The sequence below is a fragment of the Providencia sp. UF-183 genome, from assembly GCF_058246155.1.
In genome coordinates, this window is record NZ_JBSICD010000017.1 from 62278 (window position 1) to 82312 (window position 20035).

21 protein-coding genes are annotated in these 20035 nt (G+C 43.0%); 11 read left to right on the forward strand and 10 right to left on the reverse strand.

From position 1 onward, the window contains the following. The first annotated feature begins 106 nt into the window (after positions 1-106). Both AC4IFT_RS15650 and AC4IFT_RS15655 read left to right on the forward strand, forming a co-directional pair. Positions 107-805, forward strand: coding sequence for a HAMP domain-containing protein (locus AC4IFT_RS15650; RefSeq protein ID WP_490751809.1), 699 nt, complete (start codon positions 107-109; stop codon positions 803-805). A 169-nt stretch (positions 806-974) separates the two neighbouring features. Then, the gene (locus AC4IFT_RS15655; RefSeq protein WP_490751810.1) at positions 975-2459 is read left to right on the forward strand and encodes a M16 family metallopeptidase; all 1485 of its coding nucleotides are present in this window, start codon (positions 975-977) and stop codon (positions 2457-2459) included. A gap of 52 nt (positions 2460-2511) precedes the next feature. On the opposite strand, the gene AC4IFT_RS15660 is transcribed toward AC4IFT_RS15655, so the two are convergent. Then, positions 2512-3513, reverse strand: coding sequence for a serine hydrolase domain-containing protein (locus AC4IFT_RS15660; RefSeq protein WP_490751812.1), 1002 nt, complete (start codon positions 3511-3513; stop codon positions 2512-2514). A gap of 40 nt (positions 3514-3553) precedes the next feature. Next, the gene (locus AC4IFT_RS15665; protein WP_490751813.1) at positions 3554-4435 is read right to left on the reverse strand and encodes a LysR family transcriptional regulator; all 882 of its coding nucleotides are present in this window, start codon (positions 4433-4435) and stop codon (positions 3554-3556) included. Positions 4436-4520: 85 nt separating this feature from the next. Here AC4IFT_RS15665 and AC4IFT_RS15670 point away from each other — a divergent pair, with 85 nt between their 5' ends. Beyond that, the gene (locus AC4IFT_RS15670) at positions 4521-5582 is read left to right on the forward strand and encodes an NAD(P)H-dependent flavin oxidoreductase (RefSeq protein ID WP_490751814.1); all 1062 of its coding nucleotides are present in this window, start codon (positions 4521-4523) and stop codon (positions 5580-5582) included. Between the two features lie 43 nt (positions 5583-5625). On the opposite strand, the gene yhjD is transcribed toward AC4IFT_RS15670, so the two are convergent. Together yhjD and AC4IFT_RS15680 are read right to left on the reverse strand one after the other, a co-directional pair. Further along, the gene (gene yhjD, locus AC4IFT_RS15675; RefSeq protein WP_490735297.1) at positions 5626-6615 is read right to left on the reverse strand and encodes an inner membrane protein YhjD; all 990 of its coding nucleotides are present in this window, start codon (positions 6613-6615) and stop codon (positions 5626-5628) included. A 172-nt stretch (positions 6616-6787) separates the two neighbouring features. Beyond that, entirely contained in the window at positions 6788-7192 is a 405-nt protein-coding gene (locus AC4IFT_RS15680) for a DUF1090 family protein (protein WP_490751816.1), read from the reverse strand. A 234-nt stretch (positions 7193-7426) separates the two neighbouring features. Here AC4IFT_RS15680 and AC4IFT_RS15685 point away from each other — a divergent pair, with 234 nt between their 5' ends. Continuing rightward, positions 7427-8269 carry a 23S rRNA (adenine(2030)-N(6))-methyltransferase RlmJ gene (locus AC4IFT_RS15685; RefSeq protein WP_206084834.1) on the forward strand — a complete coding sequence of 281 codons (843 nt, stop codon included), beginning with the start codon at positions 7427-7429 and terminating at the stop codon, positions 8267-8269. A gap of 138 nt (positions 8270-8407) precedes the next feature. Next, complete coding sequence (gorA, locus tag AC4IFT_RS15690) at positions 8408-9760, forward strand: glutathione-disulfide reductase (RefSeq protein ID WP_490751818.1); 1353 nt, start codon at positions 8408-8410, stop codon at positions 9758-9760. A gap of 55 nt (positions 9761-9815) precedes the next feature. Here the strand turns inward: gorA and AC4IFT_RS15695 are convergent, their stop codons facing one another. The 4 genes from AC4IFT_RS15695 to mobA all read right to left on the reverse strand — a co-directional run bounded on the left by AC4IFT_RS15695 (position 9816) and on the right by mobA (position 12337). Next, positions 9816-10415: a glutathione S-transferase family protein gene (locus AC4IFT_RS15695; protein ID WP_490735290.1), complete on the reverse strand. Its 600-nt coding sequence runs from the start codon at positions 10413-10415 to the stop codon at positions 9816-9818. Between the two features lie 49 nt (positions 10416-10464). Then, positions 10465-11163: a helix-turn-helix transcriptional regulator gene (locus tag AC4IFT_RS15700; RefSeq protein WP_490751820.1), complete on the reverse strand. Its 699-nt coding sequence runs from the start codon at positions 11161-11163 to the stop codon at positions 10465-10467. A gap of 65 nt (positions 11164-11228) precedes the next feature. Further along, complete coding sequence (gene mobB, locus AC4IFT_RS15705) at positions 11229-11747, reverse strand: molybdopterin-guanine dinucleotide biosynthesis protein MobB (protein WP_490735286.1); 519 nt, start codon at positions 11745-11747, stop codon at positions 11229-11231. A 2-nt stretch (positions 11748-11749) separates the two neighbouring features. Then, entirely contained in the window at positions 11750-12337 is a 588-nt protein-coding gene (gene mobA, locus AC4IFT_RS15710; RefSeq protein ID WP_490751822.1) for a molybdenum cofactor guanylyltransferase MobA, read from the reverse strand. A gap of 215 nt (positions 12338-12552) precedes the next feature. Between mobA and AC4IFT_RS15715 the strand changes: the two genes are divergently transcribed. From AC4IFT_RS15715 to spfP, 5 genes are all read left to right on the forward strand, one after another. Continuing rightward, a complete protein-coding gene (locus AC4IFT_RS15715) occupies positions 12553-12822 on the forward strand; it encodes a YihD family protein (protein ID WP_353244004.1) in 270 nt (89 codons plus the stop codon). A gap of 3 nt (positions 12823-12825) precedes the next feature. Then, positions 12826-13821 carry a serine/threonine protein kinase gene (locus AC4IFT_RS15720; RefSeq protein ID WP_490751824.1) on the forward strand — a complete coding sequence of 332 codons (996 nt, stop codon included), beginning with the start codon at positions 12826-12828 and terminating at the stop codon, positions 13819-13821. Positions 13822-13854: 33 nt separating this feature from the next. Next, entirely contained in the window at positions 13855-14475 is a 621-nt protein-coding gene (gene dsbA / locus AC4IFT_RS15725) for a thiol:disulfide interchange protein DsbA (RefSeq protein WP_206084827.1), read from the forward strand. Between the two features lie 418 nt (positions 14476-14893). Next, positions 14894-17686 (forward strand): DNA polymerase I, encoded by a 2793-nt coding sequence (gene polA / locus AC4IFT_RS15730; protein ID WP_490735278.1) that lies wholly within the window; start codon positions 14894-14896, stop codon positions 17684-17686. Positions 17687-18019: 333 nt separating this feature from the next. Next, positions 18020-18067 (forward strand): small protein SpfP, encoded by a 48-nt coding sequence (spfP, locus tag AC4IFT_RS15735; protein WP_438361642.1) that lies wholly within the window; start codon positions 18020-18022, stop codon positions 18065-18067. A 112-nt stretch (positions 18068-18179) separates the two neighbouring features. On the opposite strand, the gene yihA is transcribed toward spfP, so the two are convergent. Beyond that, positions 18180-18791 carry a ribosome biogenesis GTP-binding protein YihA/YsxC gene (yihA, locus tag AC4IFT_RS15740; protein WP_219245435.1) on the reverse strand — a complete coding sequence of 204 codons (612 nt, stop codon included), beginning with the start codon at positions 18789-18791 and terminating at the stop codon, positions 18180-18182. A gap of 312 nt (positions 18792-19103) precedes the next feature. On the opposite strand from yihA, the gene ppiA reads away from it, so the two are divergent. Beyond that, positions 19104-19676 carry a peptidylprolyl isomerase A gene (gene ppiA, locus AC4IFT_RS15745; protein ID WP_490735275.1) on the forward strand — a complete coding sequence of 191 codons (573 nt, stop codon included), beginning with the start codon at positions 19104-19106 and terminating at the stop codon, positions 19674-19676. Between the two features lie 40 nt (positions 19677-19716). On the opposite strand, the gene AC4IFT_RS15750 is transcribed toward ppiA, so the two are convergent. Further along, positions 19717-20034 (reverse strand): type II toxin-antitoxin system RelE family toxin, encoded by a 318-nt coding sequence (locus AC4IFT_RS15750; RefSeq protein WP_490735273.1) that lies wholly within the window; start codon positions 20032-20034, stop codon positions 19717-19719. Position 20035: the final 1 nt, after the last annotated feature.

Genomic DNA, 20035 nt, shown 5'->3' on the forward strand with positions numbered 1-20035 from the left:
TCCAATCTTTCTTTTTAAATTGCTCTTTTGCAGATAAAATCAAGTATACTGACAGATGTTTTTCGTTCTTATTAAAAAGCGGCTTGATTAGGAAGGTTGTGGCCAAATGAACACACGAGTCCAACGCTCACTAACATTAAAAAGTATGGTTGCATTTTTTGCGATTACATTACTCTCACTTGCGCTTTTTTTAGCTATTCAATTCAGTTACTTACTAGAGCAGCGTAAGCAAGACTACTTAGATCAGCTCAGTAATGCTGTTATACAAATTCAAAAACCATTAACAGATTCTCTGCTAAGCTCAGATCTTAACGAAGCGAAAAGGTTGCTTGTGAGCTTAAAAACCTCCGGCATTATGGGTAAAGCGATTGTCACGGTTGATAACGCAACTGTTATGAATTTAAGTTTTGCGACGCCGAAGCCGATACCTGAATGGGCAGAGTATATTGTGGGTATTCCTGTGGAAATGACCGTGCCATTATATGCCTATGGTAATGTTGCGCTACAGGCTAAGCCTCAAGGCTATTTAACGTTACAGGTCGATTCAAACCGTGTTTATCGGTTTGCATTAAATACCCTTGCTCTTATGACGACCACCTATTTGTTGTTGGTGCTCATTATTGCAATTGGGATGACATGGTGTGTCAGCAGGATGATTGTGAGGCCATTGCGTAAAATAGCCATTGAATTACAGACGAACGAATCCGTTAATCAGGTGGCAGTATCTCACTACCATCACGATGATGAGCTCGGTTTATTGGCAAAAGGTTATAATCGTCAAAGAAAACAACAAAATTCAGACTAAGCCATGAACATGCTCTCAGCTTTATGGTCTAATATCGTTAGAGTGGTGACAATGACAGATTGGATAAAGCCATACGGTATCGTTTAACCCAGTAAGTTCACGTTTTTCGTTAATTTATTCGTCGTAATTTGCGGTTAAATATAAAGATATAAAACACATAGGGGTTTACATGCAGGGCTTGAAAGTTCGGTATATTATCAGTGTTGTATTACTGTCAGTGGCGCAATTCGCGCAAGCTGAACCGTTGCAACCCGATCCAGCATGGCAGCAAGGAAAGCTAGAAAATGGCTTTAGCTGGCAATTATTACAAACACCACAGCGTCCGAATGACCGTATTCAGCTCAGGTTAGCCATCAAAACAGGTTCATTATCCGAAAAAGCGAGCGAAAAAGGCTATAGCTATTTAATCCCTAAAATGGCGTTGTTTCACCAAACAGAAGCATTTCCAGCCGCTACTTTACAAGAATTTTGGCGTCAGGCAACTGACCCTGATATGCCTATTCCCCCTGCCGTGGTCTCTTATGACTACACGATTTACAGCTTAAGTTTACCAAACAACCGCCCTGATTTAATTAAACAGGCGCTGAGTTGGCTGTCGACGTCAGTGGCAGGTGCAACATACACTGAAACTGCGTTGCACAATGGGCTAGAAGCACAAAATGTGCCTGTTGCAACGCTGCCATTAAATGCAAATGATCCAGTTTGGCGTGCGCGTTTGAAAGGATCTGCCATGATGGGCTATGACCCAGGCCAGAAGCCAAATGGAAATGTTGATCTTGCCGGTGTGAATGATTTTTACCAAAAATGGTATACCCCAGATGTGATGACGCTATATGTAGCAGGGCACGTGGATTCACGGATGCTGTCCGATACAATCTCACAAACGTTCTCAGGGCTGCAAGGCAGACGTTCAGAACCTGTTTCTGTCGCGGTGTTGTCTACCGTTAAACCGCAGTCTATTGATATTTTGCAAGACCAACCTACGCAAGATACGCTGTCCTTAATTTGGGATATCGATTGGTTACCAATTAATGATTCAAACGTTTTATTACGTTACTGGGCAAGTGATTTAGCGCGTGAAGCGGTTTACCGTACATTGCAAAAATCATTTAACCAAAAATTCAATCAAGATGAGGTCGTTCCGGGCTTAGATTGCCGAGTGCAATACCAAAAGGCCACGTGTACGCTGACAGTAACGGCAGCACCAGAAAAGATGGCAGCAGTTACAGACCTTGTGGCTAGCGAGCTTGCTGCGATTAATCAAAATGGAATCGCCCCTGAATTGTTTGATGAGATGATCAAAGAAAAACAGGTGCAGTTGTCCCAGTTATTTGCCGCGTATGCACGCACCAGTACTGACGTGTTGATTAGCCAACGTTTGATTTCCCAGCAAAATGGCGTTGTGGATATCGCACCAGAGCAATATCAACGCTTAAGACAGGCTTTCTTAGCAGCACAAAGCCTTGACCAAGTGAATATGGAAGCGCGACGTTTGTTGTCCCAAGAGGCCGCTTTTGTTCTCGCACAGCCTAAAGATAAGCAAACCATGGATGCAGAGCAAATTCGCCAGAAATTCAATAAAGTCCTTTGGCCGCAAATCCCTGCAACGCCAGAGTCAACTGAGGTTGCACCTGCAACACCAGCAGCTCAATAATCGACAAAAAGATAGCCTGTGTAAATGCATAGGCTATCTTGTTTCCCGCCAATTATTGTTCAGTGAATAGCGTTTCGATCACGCTAGTCAATGTGGCTCTTGAGTCTTTATCATCCACAAAGCCAGCAGCGCTGGTTTTAGTTGCTGGTGAATAGTAGGCGACAGATCCCCAAAAACCTAAATGTGAATAAAGGGTGATACCGTTAACTTCACTTACCATAATACCCAAGCGATAGCTCTCGGCACCTTCATGGGAGCCTACGCTTAGCATGGTTTCAAGTGTTTTAGGTGATGCAAAAATTTTTTCTTCAAATAAGGCCTCTAAAAATTGAGCCATTTGTTTTGAGGACATAATCAACCCGCCACCACCATAAACATCCATAGAGGCGTGAATATGTGTCCCTTCGAACTTACCGAGGTATTGTTTTGCCCGTGGCGCTGCACTTTGCGGTGGTTGTTCTAAATATTCCCAGTAAGCACTTTCTAGGCCGATTTTATCAAATTTGAGCAACTCCCTAACAGCTTGCCCAAGGGATTGACCCGTTATTCGCTCAATAATATCGCCGAGTAAAATGTACCCAGTATCTGAATAAATAAAGGACTCAGAAGGGGGGATGAAAGGGAATTGTTTGCGCACATACATCTCAACCTGCTCAAGGCGGCTCCATTGGTAATCTGGGCGCTTAATCACCTCTTTGAGGTAATCCGCATCCGCGTGGTCAAGTAACCCACTACTGTGGTTGAGCAAATGGCGAACGGTAATTTGCTGGGTATCATATTTTGTGCTCAGCAATACGTTATATTGTGGGTCAATCAGATTGGAGATTGCCTCATCAATATTAATTTTGCCCATTTCAGCTAAACGCAAAATTGCCGCAGCGGTAAAGGTTTTGCTGTTACTGGCAATGCGTAATGGCGTATCGACAGTAAGCGGGGCGTTATCCAGTGATGCACCTCTGGCGCAAAACGTACCAACACTATTTTTCAGTTGATTATGGTAATAGAGAACCACCCCGCAGGATAAGCTTTCCAGTTGTTGGGCTACGTTTGTCATCAAAAGTCCTCATCAGACGGTCAATTGGGAATTTCCCATCTTACCCATTATGCAAAGATGTGATGCACGCTTTAAATGCGCTAAATGCGGGGACATGGTAATTTTCACGATAAATCAACAGTGTGTCACACGTCGTGATTGGAATACGGCCTAATTGTAATGATGAAATTGGCATTGATTCGATGAGCTGTTTCGGTAACAGCGCGACACAACTTCCTGCCGTGACACAAGCAATCATGGCATGGTATGAATTCATTTCTTGAATATTCCAATCCAAGTTTGCGGGGATCCCCAGCCACTGCTCGGCAATGTTGCGATAGCTGCATCCTTGGGTAAATGCGGCGAGTGAACGTGTCTTAATGTCCGCATTATTGCTCGCACTTTGGTCATGTTCAGGAAGCAGTAATTGCAGTTCTTCCTGCCAAATAACCTCTGTTTTGATACCCATTTGCGAAAACTGGCTAGGCTCATAGAGCGAAGCTGGTAGGGCAACAAAAGCGCAATCCAGTTTCCCTGTATGCACTTGGTCAAGGAGTGATAGAGAAGACCCTGTACGTAATAATAATCGCGTTGTTGGGTTTTGTTGATGGAATTGCGCTAGCGGTAAAGGCAACCGACAAGCGGCTGTGCTTTCCATGCTCCCAATACGCAATTGCCCCCCATCTTGGCCGCCACTGATCACATGGCGAGCCTCTTCTTCTAAAGCCAGCAACCGCTGCGCATAATCGAGAAATTGCCTACCTGCTTCAGAAAGTTCCAAGCGCTTATTTTGGCGAATAAAAAGAGACTCACCCAAATCCGCTTCTAACTGTTGGATGCGAGTGGTGATATTTGATGGGACGCGCCCTAAGCGGGTTGCCGCACGGGTAATACTGAGTTCGGCGGCAACAGTGCAAAATATTTTTAGCGATTCAGAGTTCATTTTCTTTTTATGTGAATGTTGTGCTATGTTTATTCTTTAAATAAGAATATAAAGTGTACCCTGACATTGAGATAAAGGAAAGATAATGAATAACTCAAATGCATTTCTACAGCGATTAGGTTTACGCTATCCAATCATTCAAGCACCGATGGCGGTTGTCTCAACTCCCGCATTGGCTGCTGCGGTTTCAGAGGCGGGTGGTTTAGGTTCACTGGCGCTAGGGGCAAGTTCTGTTGAGCAAGCTCGCCAACTTATTGCACAAACCCAAGCATTAACGGATAACGCTTTCAATGTGAATGTATTTTGCCATCTAACGCCAAAGCGCAGTCAGACGAATGAGCAAGCGTGGGTGGATTATCTATCGCCACAATTCTCCCAATTTAATGCTCAGCCACCTGAACAATTGGGGGAAATCTACCTCTCCTTCCTTGATAACCCCGAGATGTTGGCGCTATTCCTTGAGATGAAGCCCCCCGTAGTAAGTTTTCACTTTAATGTGCCATCGGTTGAGGTAATTAATCAGCTAAAAGCGCAGGGGATTTACACCATGGCGGCGGCAACCAATCTGCAAGAAGCTCTGGCGATTGAAAAGGCAGGGATTGATGCGATAGTTGCACAGGGGATTGAAGCGGGCGGGCACCGTGGGATGTTTGATGTACAGGCAGATGATGATGAACTGACGACGCAAGCGTTGGTGAAATTATTGGTACAACATACCCATCTACCTATTATCGCCACGGGCGGTATTATGAATGGCCAAGATGTCAAAGCCGCATTAGACAATGGCGCAGCAGCCGCACAGCTTGGCACCGCATTTTTGTTATGCCCTGAATCTGCAACCAATGCGGGGTATCGTGCCAATTTAAAACAGCAAACCGCAGATAACACGACATTGACGGCGGCAATTTCAGGGCGTCCCGCTCGGGGAATTGTTAACTCGTTTATTAAAACAGGGGCACAGTATGACCTGAGCAAATTGCCAGATTATCCAATCGCCTATGATGTGGGTAAGCAGCTTAATGCCGCCGCAACAAAAGCAGGGAGTGACGAATATGCGGCTCATTGGGCAGGGCAAAATGTCGCGAAGATACGTGAAATGCCAGCCGCTGAACTTGTCGAGACACTGGCTAAAGAATTAGAAGAATAATTTGGTTCAGGGAAATCAGGGGGAAATCCCCCTGAATAAATGGTTAAAGTGTGGCTTCTTGCTGTGAACCTTTAGGTTCGTCTGTCGCAATCCACGCCGCGCAAAATAAGGTTAAGCGAGCAAAGAAGTAGAAGAATGCCATCAGACCCAGTACTGATCCAAATGCAGCGCCGGACGGTGATGACGCCAAATTAGGTAAAATCCATGTCATTACCGATTTAATAATTTCAAAGCCAATTGCGGCTAATAGTGTACCTTTGAATAAGGAACGGCGGCGGTGTTGCATGCGCGGTAGGATCCAAAATATCCATAAAAACAACAGGAAGTTCGCTGTGATGGAAATGCCTAAACCAATTAGCGTCCACGCTGGTTTTAGCCACTCAATGCCATCTAAACCCAGTGTGCTGACGATGGTCGCTTGGGCTGAACCTGCAACGGATGTCAGCGTAATGGTGACAATCAACGCAATTAAGAGGCCAATTAAAGCAAAAAAATCGCGAATGTAGCGGAAAACGATATTTTCTTGCTCATCTTCATTTCGCTCCCAAACAGGCCTAGATTGCGCCAAAATGGCTAATCGCAAGTTATTAACCCAGTTCACCCCTGAGTACACGGCTAACGCCAAACCGGTTAAACCGACGGTTGTCCGCTGGCGAATTGCGGTATCAATGGTTCTTTCCAATGTATTGGCGAGGGTAGGGTCAGTAATATTGGCAGAGATCCCTCGCACTAGTTTCTCAAGGAGCTCGGGATTACTGGCTAACACAAAACCCGCAGCCGCAAAGGAGAACATCAATACTGGAATTAACGAGAGAAAAGAGAAGTAAGTAATAGCGGCACCAAACTGGTTGCCCATGCGGTCAGTAAAGCGCTGTGCGGTACGAATTAAGTGCGCAATAAAAGGGATAGCGGTAATAAAATTCACCACACGCATTGAGAAAGTGAGGGCTTTTTTACTGCCATCGAGGCTTTTTGTCAGTGTCGCTTTCAGTTTGTTGGTTTCTTTTTGTTCGTCTTCCTGCATATCTGACATTGATGTCCCTCTTATTTTTACTGCTAAATTGGTGCAGTATTTCGAGCAATTTGCTGTTTATTAACGATAACCTGCCATTACTATAGCGTAAATTTGGGGATAACTTTACTCCAACGCCTATTTTTCAATGAAAACAGGCATTGAAGTGCGGTTAATAATGAAATGAGAAAGGCTAAAGAGCGTCTTTGTAGGTTTGTAATTCTGCTTGTGCTTGTTTCAGTTCTTCTTGCGCTTCGGCTAATTTACGCTCACGTTTTTCGATTTTACTGCGGTCGTTGCCTTTGATTTTTTCTTCTTGTAATTCCGCTTCGCGTTCTTGGACTTTTTCAGTTTTCTCAGCAACATCTTTTTGGCTATCACGGTATAAAGACTCCGGTGTGCAATAACGATTTACGTTATTTAACGCCTGTTCTAAACCATTAACACGATATTGGTTGCCATGTTGTTTGGCGTATTTAATTTGTTCTTCGATATTTTGTTTTTTTATTTCGCAGCCATTTTGGCTTTTAGCCGCCATTGCTGAAGTGCTAGTAAAAAAAACAGTAGAAATTGCGGTGATGATGAGTAACTTTTTCATTTTTTTTCCCTTAAATGTGTCAAAATTTGTGTTTAGGATAGCGTTTTATCGCATTTAGGTCATGCGGATTTTACTGATTTTATGACTGTGACAATTATGAGCAAATTTCGCTATAATGGCGCACAAGAATCAATACGGCCTATTTTTTATTCAAAAAGGCGCTCTTTTACGCATTTATTTAATAGTAACCACAATGGTGGTTAGTGTTGAATTTCCTCAGGAAATAAACGTTACATGTTAAGTTATCGTCATAGCTTTCACGCAGGCAACCATGCTGATGTGTTAAAACACACAGTACAGAGCTTGATCATCGAATCTCTGAAAGAGAAAGAAAAACCGTTTTTATATTTAGATACGCACTCAGGAGCGGGTCGTTATCAATTAACGGGTGAACATGCAGAAAAAACTGGTGAATACCTCGACGGAATTGCACGTATTTGGGAGCAGCCGGATTTACCTGAAGAATTACTGCCGTATATGAATATCGTGCGTCGCCTTAATGACGGCGGGCGTTTACGTTATTATCCGGGTTCGCCGTTATTAGCCAAATTTTTATTACGCGAACACGATAAACTGGTATTAACCGAATTACACACCAGCGACTATCCTTTATTACGTGGTGAGTTTTTGAAAGATAGGCGTGCGCAAGTTTCACGGGAAGATGGCTATCAACAGTTGAAATCCAAATTACCTCCGCACAGCCGTCGTGGTTTTGCTTTGATGGATCCGCCCTATGAGATGAAATCAGATTATGAAGCGGTCGTGAAAGCGGTTGCGGAAGGGTATAAACGCTTCGCAACGGGTACTTATGCGATTTGGTACCCAGTGGTATTGCGCCAGCAAATTAAGCGCATGGTCAACCAATTAGAAGCGACAGGCATTCGTAAAATTCTACAAATTGAGTTAGCGGTGCGTCCTGACAGTGACCAACGTGGTATGACGGCATCAGGAATGATTGTGATCAATCCGCCTTGGAAACTCGAGCAGCAAATGAAAAATGTGCTGCCATGGTTGCACAAAACACTGGTTCCAGAAGGAACAGGGCATACCTTAGTTGAGTGGATTGTGCCTGAGTAATTCACCTAATTAATAGGTCATACCAATTGAAATAACTGGTATGGCCTATCGTAAATCGCTATTTATCTCATGACAATGGATAGCGATCTGCGAGAAAATGAACAAATAAGTCATTCAATAAATGGGAATAACCAAATTATGAGCAAACATTACGACTATATTGCAATTGGTGGCGGAAGCGGTGGTATTGCATCGATGAACCGTGCGGCGATGTATGGACAAAAATGTGCCTTAATTGAGGCGAAAGCATTAGGCGGAACATGCGTTAACGTCGGCTGTGTACCGAAAAAAGTGATGTGGCATGCGGCGCAGATTTCAGAAGCCATTCGCAACTATGGCCCTGATTATGGTTTCGACACAACCATCAACCGTTTTGATTGGAAAACCTTAATTGAGAGTCGTACTGCTTATATTGATCGTATTCACCAATCCTATGACCGCGTATTAGGGAATAATAAAGTGGATGTGATCAGCGGTTTTGCTCGTTTTGTCGATGCGCATACTGTTGAAGTGAATGGCGAAACTTATACTGCAGATCATATTTTGATTGCAACAGGTGGCCGCCCTGTGATCCCTGCGATTCCAGGGGCAGAGCATGGCATGACATCTGATGGCTTCTTCGAGTTGGCGGATTTACCAAAACGCGTGGCGGTGGTTGGCGCAGGTTATATTGCGGTTGAGCTGGCGGGTGTGTTAAACGGTTTAGGGGCTGAGGCACATTTATTTGTTCGCAAGCATGCACCACTGCGTTCATTCGACCCACTGATTGTCGAAACGCTGGTGGAAGTGATGAACACCGAAGGGCCAAAACTGCACACTGAGTCGGTGCCAAAAGAAGTGGTGAAAAATGCGGATGGTTCATTAACGTTGAAATTAGAAAATGGCCATGAACAAACTGTTGATGCCTTAATTTGGGCTATTGGTCGTGAGCCAATGACAGATAACCTGAATCTTGAAGCAACGGGTGTTGCATTAAACGAGAAAGGCTACATCAAGGTTGATAAATACCAAAACACCAACGTTGCAGGTGTTTACGCAGTGGGTGATAACACAGGTGCTGTGGAATTAACGCCAGTTGCAGTCGCTGCTGGTCGTCGTTTATCTGAGCGCTTATTTAATAACAAGCCAGATGAGCACTTAGATTACAGCAACATCCCAACCGTTGTATTCTCTCATCCACCCATTGGCACTGTCGGTTTAACCGAGCCAGAAGCGGTTGAAAAATACGGCGCGGATAACGTGAAAAGTTATAAATCATCGTTTACAGCGATGTATACCGCGGTCACCTCTCATCGCCAGCCTTGCCGCATGAAGCTTGTTTGTGTCGGTGAAGATGAAAAAATTGTCGGGATTCATGGTATTGGTTTCGGTATGGATGAAATTCTTCAAGGTTTTGCGGTCGCATTAAAAATGGGCGCAACCAAGAAAGACTTCGATAATACCGTGGCAATCCACCCAACGGCAGCGGAAGAGTTTGTGACGATGCGTTAAGCATGGTTAACGAAAGTTAAAAGCTAAGCTCTGATGAGCTTAGCTTTTTTTGACATTATTTTTCCAGCAGCTCTGCAATTGCAGGAATAGTCGACAAACTTTTCATGTAAGTTTTCATTGCTGGAGTGGCTTCCATAATTTGGTATCTGACTAAAAACATCACAAATGCACCGACATACACATCCACAGCCGTAAATTGCTCACCACAAATAAACGGTTTAGCGCTGTTTAAACCGACTTCTAAGCAAGCCATTGTGCGTTCAACAGAACCAAAACCAGATGATTTTTGCTGTTCTTCGTTTAATTGAATGTCTAAATTACTGATGGTAAAGGCAGATTCAATTGGGCCCGCCGTAAAAAAGAACCAGCGATAATAATCACCACGCTTTGGGTCATTCAATGCAGGTGCTAAGCCTTTTTCAATAAACTTGTCTGCTAAATAAGTACAAATCGCCGCAGTTTCTGTCACAACGGTATCACCATCAACTAGCGCAGGTACTTTTGCCATTGGGTTAATTGCGAGGTATTCAGCAGTATGCATGTCTGCACCATAACCTAACTCAATGCGTTTGTAAGGCACATCTAAGATTTTTAATAATAAATCGACAGTATTGCCGCGTGACATTGAATTAGTAAACAGGACGAGTTCGCTCATGGTTATTCCCTTATATGAAGTTGAGTGCTTACTATAAGAGAGGGCAGTGTCAGAAATTGTCAGGAGACACACATAGCACTTCTTTTTGCCAGCGTGTTAATAAATATTCCTTTGGATACGGTAGTTTATCAGAAAGTGCAAAGTACGATTGAATCCGATCCAAGCGAAAATGACGGTAGCTTTCTCGTAATTCACACCACGCCGCTAAGACTTGGGAGTCCTTCATATAGCCAATCGCAATCGGCCAAATGATTCGTTCGGTTGGTTGGTTTTGCGCATCAAGGTAAGTCATTTTGGCTTTACACTCTTCTCGCAAACTTGAACGTAAGTCTTTGGCAATGGTGTCATTAATTTCATAGAAATGGGTTGTAGGCGCAAACAAGGTATTTTGATTGAGAATTTTTTGGGAATGCCCTGCCACCACCGAGTTAATCTTACTGATAGCCCGTATTGCAGAGTTTTTTAATTCGCTATCCGCATTACTTTTTACCCAACGTAACCCTAAAATTAAGGCTTCCAATTCATTTTCGTCAAAGGCAAGCGGCGGTAATAACAACCCTGTTTTTAATTGGTAACCGATGCCCGCTTCCCCAACAATTTCAGCCCCTTGGTCGCGCAAAGACTCAATATCCCGATAGATGGAACGGACACTCACCTCAAGTTGTGAAGCCAGCGTTTCTGCCTTAATCGGATAACGGTTTTCTTTGAGAATTTGTAATAAGGTTAGTAAGCGTTGGGTACGAGTCATAAATTTTTGCTTATTTTTTAATTTAGCAGCGCCTATTTGAGTCGCAAATAGGCGCTGTGTAGGGGTTATTTACTTTTTTGCCACCAAGAGACAATGTAATCTGCCACTTGTTCTGGGTTATTGATATCGAGCTGCGGGACTTGCGTATCAATAATTTCATTGCTGGCGACAGCGACCACATAGTTATCGATCAGGCCATTCAGTGGCTTTCCAACCTCGGAGCGAAATAAAGCAATTTTATCGATCGTCTCATGTTTAAACCCTTCAACGAGGATCAGATCTAAAGACGCGGGATCAAAACGGCTCGCTAAATAATATAGGTCCATCTCTTTGACTTCGGGTGTTTCTGTCATTAGCGCCCAGCGTTTTTCACTGGCGACTAGTGTTTGGTCAGCGCCTGCTTTGCGTAATTCAAAGCTGTCCTTGCCTGGTTTATCCACTTCCATATCATGGTGAGTGTGTTTGATTAAACCGACTCTTACGTTACGTTGTCTAAGTAACGGTATGACTTTTTTTAATAAGGTGGTTTTACCGGTACCACTGTAGGCGGTAATTCCGAGTAGGGGTAGAGTATTTTGCTTCATGGCTATTTTTGTTGTAACTCCCAGTTACGGCTATCTTCTGGTGTATTCAAATTAGCGAATGACCCAGTTTCTGACGAGAATATGATGCCTTTTGCATTGATTTCCTGCATAAAGAGCATCAGTTTGCGATCACCTCTGGCGAGATAATCATCAAGTTGTGACCGAAGGCTGCGGTGTAATAGGGCGAAAGTTGGGTGCTCGCGTTCTGCATCTTGCGCATAACAGGCTAAATGCTGCCCCTTTTCCATGAACATTTTTTCCGCTAAATTCAAGGGGAACGAAGGCACATCACAAGGCACGAATAACAGCCAATCGGTTTTTGCATGGTGAAGTGCGGCCTGCATCCCCGCTAATGGGCCTGAAAAATCCGTATTTAAATCCGTAATTACCGCCAATTGGCTTTGACAATATTCATCTTGATTGCGGTTGGCATTAATCATCACTTGGTTAACTTGGGGGGATAAGCGCGCAAGGATATATTGGTATAAAGGTTTACCTAACAAAGGAACTAAGCCTTTATCTTGCCCACCCATACGTGTTCCCCGGCCACCTGCCAGTATGACCCCTGTAATTGACTGTCGAAATGACATATTCAATATCCTTGAATATCTTCAAGAAAATGTTTCAACTTACCTGTAAACACTTTCGCGTATAGTAATTGCTAAAATTTATTCTATTTTGCTATAAAATCAATGAATATTCGTACGTATTGGCGCTAAACTTTACGTAGATTGACAACAGTTCGCTTTTTCTCTTGTATGATTATTGATAACTTGTATCGAATATTCGTGATAAAGGAATAAACATGAAATGCCATCGCTTAAATGAAGTCATTGAGCTTCTGCACCCTGTTTGGAAAGATAACTCAGATTTAAACCTTGTTGAATTATTGCAGAAACTTGCTGATGAAGCGGGCTTTAAAGGCAGCTTATCTGAATTAACGGATGATGTATTGATTTATCATCTGAAAATGCGTGGCACAGACAGTAACGATGCAATCCCCGGCCTGAAAAAAGATTATGAAGATGATTTTAAAACAGCGATTTTGCGTGCTCGTGGGATCATAAAAGACTAAATCATGGATGAAATAGAACACTCGAATTTCCATTTTAGTGGAATTTCACCGGATTTGATTTTAGACGCGCTCATGGAAGCGGGGATTTACCTAGAATCAGGGCTGACAGAACTCAATAGTTACGAAAACCGTGTTTTCCAGTTCCAAGACGAAAATCGCCAACGTTATGTGGTGAAGTTTTATCGGCCTGAGCGTTGGAATCGCTCGCAAATTCAAGAAGAACATGATTTTACATTAGAGTTACATGATGAAGGGTTGCCCGTTGCTGCCCCTCTTGAGTTTGCTGGGCAAACGGTATTGGAGTTTGGTGGCTTTATGTTTGCTGTTTTTCCGAGTATCGGTGGGCGGCAATATGAAACAGATAACTTATTTCAGCTTGAAAGTGTCGGGCATTTATTAGGGCGCATTCACCAAATTGGGCAACGCAAAAACTTTGCATTTCGTCCAACAATGGGTGTGGATGAATATCTTGATAAGCCGCGCGATATTATTGTATCAAGCTCGTTGTTGAAAGAACGCGACAAAGAGCCATTTATTGAATCGTTAGATAAGCTGATTGCGCAGGTCAAACTGCAATGGCCAACAACGTTATCCACCTTGCGACTGCAGGGGGATTGCCATCCGGGCAATATCTTGTGGCGTGATGAGGCGTGGATGGTGGATTTCGATGATGCGCGAAATGGCCCTGCGATTCAGGATTTATGGATGCTGCTTAATGGTTCACGCCAAGAGCAAGTCATTCAATTAGATACGCTATTAGAAACTTATAATGAGTTTTCTGATTTTGATGTAAAACAGCTAAAGCTGATTGAACCGCTTAGGGCGATGCGCATGGTTCACTATCTCGGGTGGATTATTCGTCGTTGGCAAGACCCCGCGTTTCCTCGGGCGTTTTCGTGGCTACAAGCTGATGATTTTTGGCAAAAGCAATCCATTGAGTTTGCGCAGCAAATTGAACGGTTGCAGGATGTTCCTTTGCAATTAACCCCGCAGTTTTAACATTTAAGTCTTTGTTTTTGGAGAATGTAGTCTATGAAAAAAATTATGTTGGCTTTGCTTGGTATTGCCATGTCTTTTGGTGCCGCAGCGGCAAATTACACGGAAGGTAAAGAGTATACCGATGTTAAACCTGTGCAAAACCTGCCACAAGTTTTAGAGTTTTTCTCTTTTTACTGCCCGCACTGTTACCAGTTTGAAAGTGTGTATAAAGTGCCACAAACGGTAGAAGCAAATTTACCGGAAGGCGTAAAAATGGAACGTTATCACGTTGATTTCTTAGGGCCTTTAGGTGCAGATTTAACTCAAGCATGGGCAGTTGCTATCGTACTGAAAGCGGAAGATAAAGTGACGCCAATTCTGTTTGAAGGCATCCAAAAAACGCAAACTATCAATAGCAAAGCCGATATCCGTAATGCTTTCATCAAAGCGGGTATCTCTGGTGATGAGTATGATGCAGCGCTAAATAGCTTCGTGGTTAAATCTGTCGTAGCAAAACAGCAAAATGCGGCTCAAGATTTAAAACTACGCGGCGTGCCAGCATTATTTGTTGACGGCAAATACCAAGTCCGTAACAACGGTATTTCTGCTGATAAAGCAGAAGACTATGGCAAAGAGTTTTCCAATGTGGTGAATTTCTTAGTGAATAAAAAGTAAGTCTTCTTGATGGTGGCAAATCTTGCCACCATCAAGTTATTTCTCTTTGTGACTGAATCAATATCCACAATTCGACTACTCCCTTCATCTTGTGTTAAATCAAAATATTTCTTAGCTAACTCATTGATTTTAAATTCTTGTTTTTATATGCAAACAACCTCTTTCTTATTGAATTCAATCAATAACATAAATATATACACATGGTTATCCACAGGATATTCCCTTGCGTAGCGTGATTAATCATGATGTGAATAATCACTCCCTTGGCTTGTATTGGTGATCATTTGTTTGAAATTAGTCTCGATTTCAACAGAATTTCGGTGAAGGCTTGACGTAATGTAAAACTTGGGATGTATCCGAAGCCACATTATGGCATCCTATGGCTCTTCATTCCCGATTAACAAGATGATGACAGACTATGGCTCAGATTGCAGAAAACCCCCTTATTTTGGTTGATGGTTCTTCCTACCTATACCGTGCTTATCATGCATTCCCTCCACTGACAAACAGTGCAGGCGAGCCTACAGGTGCCATGTATGGCGTGCTCAACATGCTGCGTAGCCTAGTGTTACAATATAAGCCTAGCCATGTCGCGGTTGTCTTCGATGCGAAGGGAAAAACGTTTCGTGATGAATTATTCGAAAGTTATAAATCTCACCGTCCACCGATGCCGGATGATTTACGGGCACAAATAGCACCATTGCATGAAATGGTTGAGGCGATGGGGTTACCATTGCTAGTCGTTTCAGGGGTAGAGGCTGATGATGTTATCGGGACTTTAGCTCGTGAGGCTAGCCGTAAAGGTATGCCTGTTCTGATCAGCACAGGTGATAAAGATATGGCGCAATTGGTTGAGCCAAATATCACACTAATCAATACCATGAACAATACCATCTTAGGCCCTGATGAGGTCAAAGATAAGTACGGAGTTCCTCCTGAACTGATTATTGATTTCCTCGCATTGATGGGTGACTCGTCAGATAACATTCCGGGTGTCCCCGGTGTTGGTGAAAAAACGGCATTAGCGCTGTTACAAGGTATTGGTAGCTTAGAAGCCATTTACAACGACCTTGATGCTATCGCCCCATTAGGTTTTAGAGGCTCAAAAACCCTAGCCCCTAAAATGGCGGAAAACCGTGAGCTTGCCTTTTTATCTTACCAACTTGCGACGATCAAAACCGATGTTGAGTTAGATAAAAAATGTGAGGAATTAAAAGTCACTGAGATTGATGCAGATAAGCTTCATCAGTTATTTAGCCGCTATGAATTTAAACGTTGGTTAGCGGATGTTGAAAACGGCTCTTGGATGGATGGCAAAGGTTCCAGCACTAAAGCTGCTCCGACGCCTGCAACGGCAACAGTGAAAGCCGCAGTGCCTGCAACGCCAACACTCAGTGCTGAAAACTACCAAACTATTTTAGAAAAAGCCGATTTAGACCGCTGGGTTGAAAAACTGAGCACAGCCTCTTTATTTGCTTTTGATACCGAAACTGACAGTTTAGATACGCAAGAAGCGCGTTTGGTTGGTATGTCCTTTGCTATTGAAGCAGGGCATGCCGCCTATTTACCTTTAGGTCATGATTACCTTGATGCGCCTGTTCAGTTACCTCTGGATGAAGTTCTTCAGGTAATGAAACCGATCCTTGAGAATGAAAAAATCCTCAAAATTGGTCAAAACCTAAAATATGACGCCGAAGTTTTAGAGAACTATGATATTGAACTCAAAGGCATTGGTTATGACACCATGCTGGAGTCTTATGTGCTAAATAGCGTGGCAGGCATGGGGCGCCATGATATGGATAGCCTTGCAGACCGCCACCTTAACCATAAAACGGTCAGTTTCGAAGAGATTGCGGGTAAAGGTAAAAAACAGCTGACATTTAACCAAATCGCGTTAGAAGAAGCGGCAAATTATGCAGCGGAAGACGCTGATGTCACCTTGCTGTTGCATCAAGCGCTTTATCCGCAGGTAGAAGCTGAGCCAAAACTGAAGCACATTTTTGAAAATATCGAAATGCCACTGGTGCCGGTGTTAGTCCGTATGGAGCGCAAAGGGGTATTAATTAATGCAGCGACATTGGCAGCACAATCCAAAGTGATCACGGCGCGGTTAGCTGAATTAGAAAAAGAAGCGTTTGAGCTGGCAGGTGAAGAGTTCAACCTTGCATCACCAAAGCAGTTGCAGACAATCTTATTTGAAAAATTGCAATTACCCGTGATTAAGAAAACACCAAGTGGTGCGGCCTCAACGAATGAAGAAGTGCTGGAAGAGTTGGCACTTAACCATGCACTGCCTAAATTGCTTTTAGAGCACAGAAGCTTAGCCAAATTGAAATCGACCTACACGGATAAGCTACCACTGATGATTAGCCCGCGTACTGGCCGTGTTCATACTTCGTATCATCAAGCAGTGACCGCAACGGGGCGTCTGTCTTCGCGGGATCCAAACTTACAAAATATCCCAGTGAGAACAGAAGAAGGGCGCCGAATTCGCCAAGCGTTTGTGGCGCGTGACGGTTATAAAGTTATGGCGGCGGACTATTCGCAAATCGAATTACGCATTATGGCGCATTTATCACAGGATAAAGGCTTACTCACTGCGTTCGCAGAAGGGAAAGATATCCACAAGGCAACGGCGGCCGAGGTATTTGGTGTTCCTCTTGATGAAGTCACGAGCGATCAACGCCGTAGTGCAAAAGCCATTAACTTTGGCTTGATTTACGGCATGAGTGCGTTTGGTTTAGCGCGCCAGTTAGGCATCCCTCGTGGTGAAGCGCAGCGTTATATGGATTTATATTTCGAACGTTACCCAGGTGTTTTACGTTACATGGAAAATACACGTGTGCAGGCATCTGAACAGGGTTATGTTGAGACGCTAGAAGGGCGTAGATTGTATTTAGCGGATATTAAATCCAGCAATGGTATGCGCCGTAAGGCGGCAGAGCGTGAAGCGATCAATGCCCCAATGCAAGGTACTGCTGCGGATATCATCAAAAAAGCGATGATCGCTGTTGATAACTGGCTGCAAACGGAAAAGCCAGAAGCAGATATGTTAATGCAAGTACACGATGAATTGGTTTTTGAGGTCAAAGAGTCTGAGCTAGAGCGCGTTCAAGCACAGGTTCAAGCCTTGATGGAGCAAAGCTTAAAGCTGGATGTACCACTTAAAGTGGAAGTCGGTATTGGTGATAACTGGGATGAAGCCCACTAACCATTGATTGCATGATTTAATGAAGCGCCTAATGAAATTTTATTAGGCGCTTTTTTTATGAATACGTTTCGGGTAATTATGCGTCTGGTATTATTGACTGTAAATTGAACATAACTCCTCGATAATTCACTGAATTTAACTTGAAAAATAAAAAAATAAACGACATTTTTATGCGACTTAGCTCTCATAAATATGTAATAAAAATACGATTTTTTATGTTTATTTTAATATATAGGTAGCTGAATCGATATAAGCTTTGAAAAAAAACTACAAAAAGACTTTTTTTCGAACGAAAAATAAAGTACATTAATAGGCGTAGGGTACAGAGGTAAGATGTTCTATCTTTCAGACCTTTTACTTCACGTAATCGGATTTAGCTGAATATTAGCTGCTCCAGTCAAAGTTTTTGACTGGAGCATTTTTTTATCTAAAATTCAGTGAATTAGACTTAAGGCGGGCAAGTGAGTCATCGGCGACCCACTTATTCGGCAGGTTAAGCGGGTGTGTTATACCAACTATCTAGCTTAATTCGCAGTTTATCAACGCCGATTTTTTTCAGCGCAGAGAAATACTCAACTTCAATATCTCCCTCTAATGGTGCCAGTGCTTCACGCACTTCTGCCAGCTGTTTCTTTCTTGCTCCTGAAGCCAGCTTATCGGCTTTTGTTAGCAACACTAAAACGGGTACACTCATCGCAACAGACCATTCAATCATCTGCATATCGAGATCTTTTAATGGGTGACGGATGTCCATTAAAACGACGAGGCCTTTAATGCACTCTCTTTTTTGCAAGTATTCGCCAAGTGCTTGTTGCCATTTGCGTTTCATTTCTTCAGGAACTTCGGCATAACCATAACCTGGAAGGTCAACAAGGCGCACACCTTCTTCAACTTCAAATAGGTTGATTAGCTGCGTTCTTCCCGGTGTTTTACTGGTGCGTGCTAAGCTTTTTTGCTGTGTTAATGCATTTAATGCACTGGATTTTCCCGCATTTGAGCGGCCAGCAAAAGCCACTTCAATACCCGTATCTTTGGGAAGATGACGGATATCAGGTGCACTGATGACAAATTTTGCCATCTGGTAGTTATGATTTTTAATTGCCATTGGTCTTTCTCCCTGAGTTAGCCTCATAAGGCTGGGGGATTATAGCTTTGCTTAGCCTCTCCCGACAACTCGAAATATCATTCGCGCTCGTGTAATCCAATTAAGAATGGATTAGGGAGAGTAGAAAAAGTCGTCAGTGAAGATATAACCACAATTAGCGAAGCTTTTTATTAAAGTTGGTCTACAATTTAACGCATTTGGTGATTTTCATGCTTTTGGCGTAAATATAGGTAAATCTTTAGCAATCTGGGCAGCTTCACTCTAGAATTGCCTAATTGCAGTAGTAATGCGTCATAACGAAAGGGATCTTACATGTTAAAACGAATTTTTGTGCCACTTTTGGCCGTTTGCGCAATGAGCGCCTCATCTTTTGCATTATCCGCGGGTGAAACCTATATCAAGTTAGTCACGTCAGCGGGTAATATCGAATTAGAATTGAACAGTAAGAAAGCGCCAGTGACGGCAGAAAACTTTGTTCAATACGTTAATGAAGGTTATTACAACGGAACAACATTTCACCGTGTGATCCCCGGTTTCATGATCCAAGGTGGCGGTTTCGATAAAGATTTACAGCAAAAACAAACGCGTGCGCCAATCAAAAATGAAGCGGATAATGGTTTGCGTAACTTACGTGGCACCATTTCCATGGCTCGTACAGCAAATAAAGACAGCGCAACCAGCCAGTTCTTTATTAACGTTGCTGATAACGCCTTCTTAGATCATGGCCAGCGTGACTTTGGTTACGCCGTGTTTGGTAAAGTGGTGAAAGGGATGGATGTTGCAGATAAAATCTCTAAAGTGAAAACGGAGAATGTCGGCCCATACCAAAATGTCCCTGTAGAGCCTATCACTATCATTTCTGCTGAAGTGATTAAAAAGCCTTAATGCGGTTTGGTGGGTAAGCGGATACGTTTACCCACTTTTGCTAGTCAATAAGTCGTTTTTTAAGTTCGTTATAGATTTCATCACGCCTATCTACCGCAATAACGGTTACGGTGACATTAATATTACCGGAATCATCACTTTTCACTGTATAAGCAAGACGATACGCATCATTCTTGAGCTTAATTTTATAGCAATTATGCTGTAGTGAAAGCCGATTCTTTGGCAATGTTAGTGATTCATAAGACTCCATTCTCTTTTTTAAAATCTTTTTAAATTTTTCTTTTATTGTTGAATTGAGTGAATCCCATTCCTTCTTCGCAGTAATTTTGAATTTTAATTGTACTTTGAAACGAGCCATG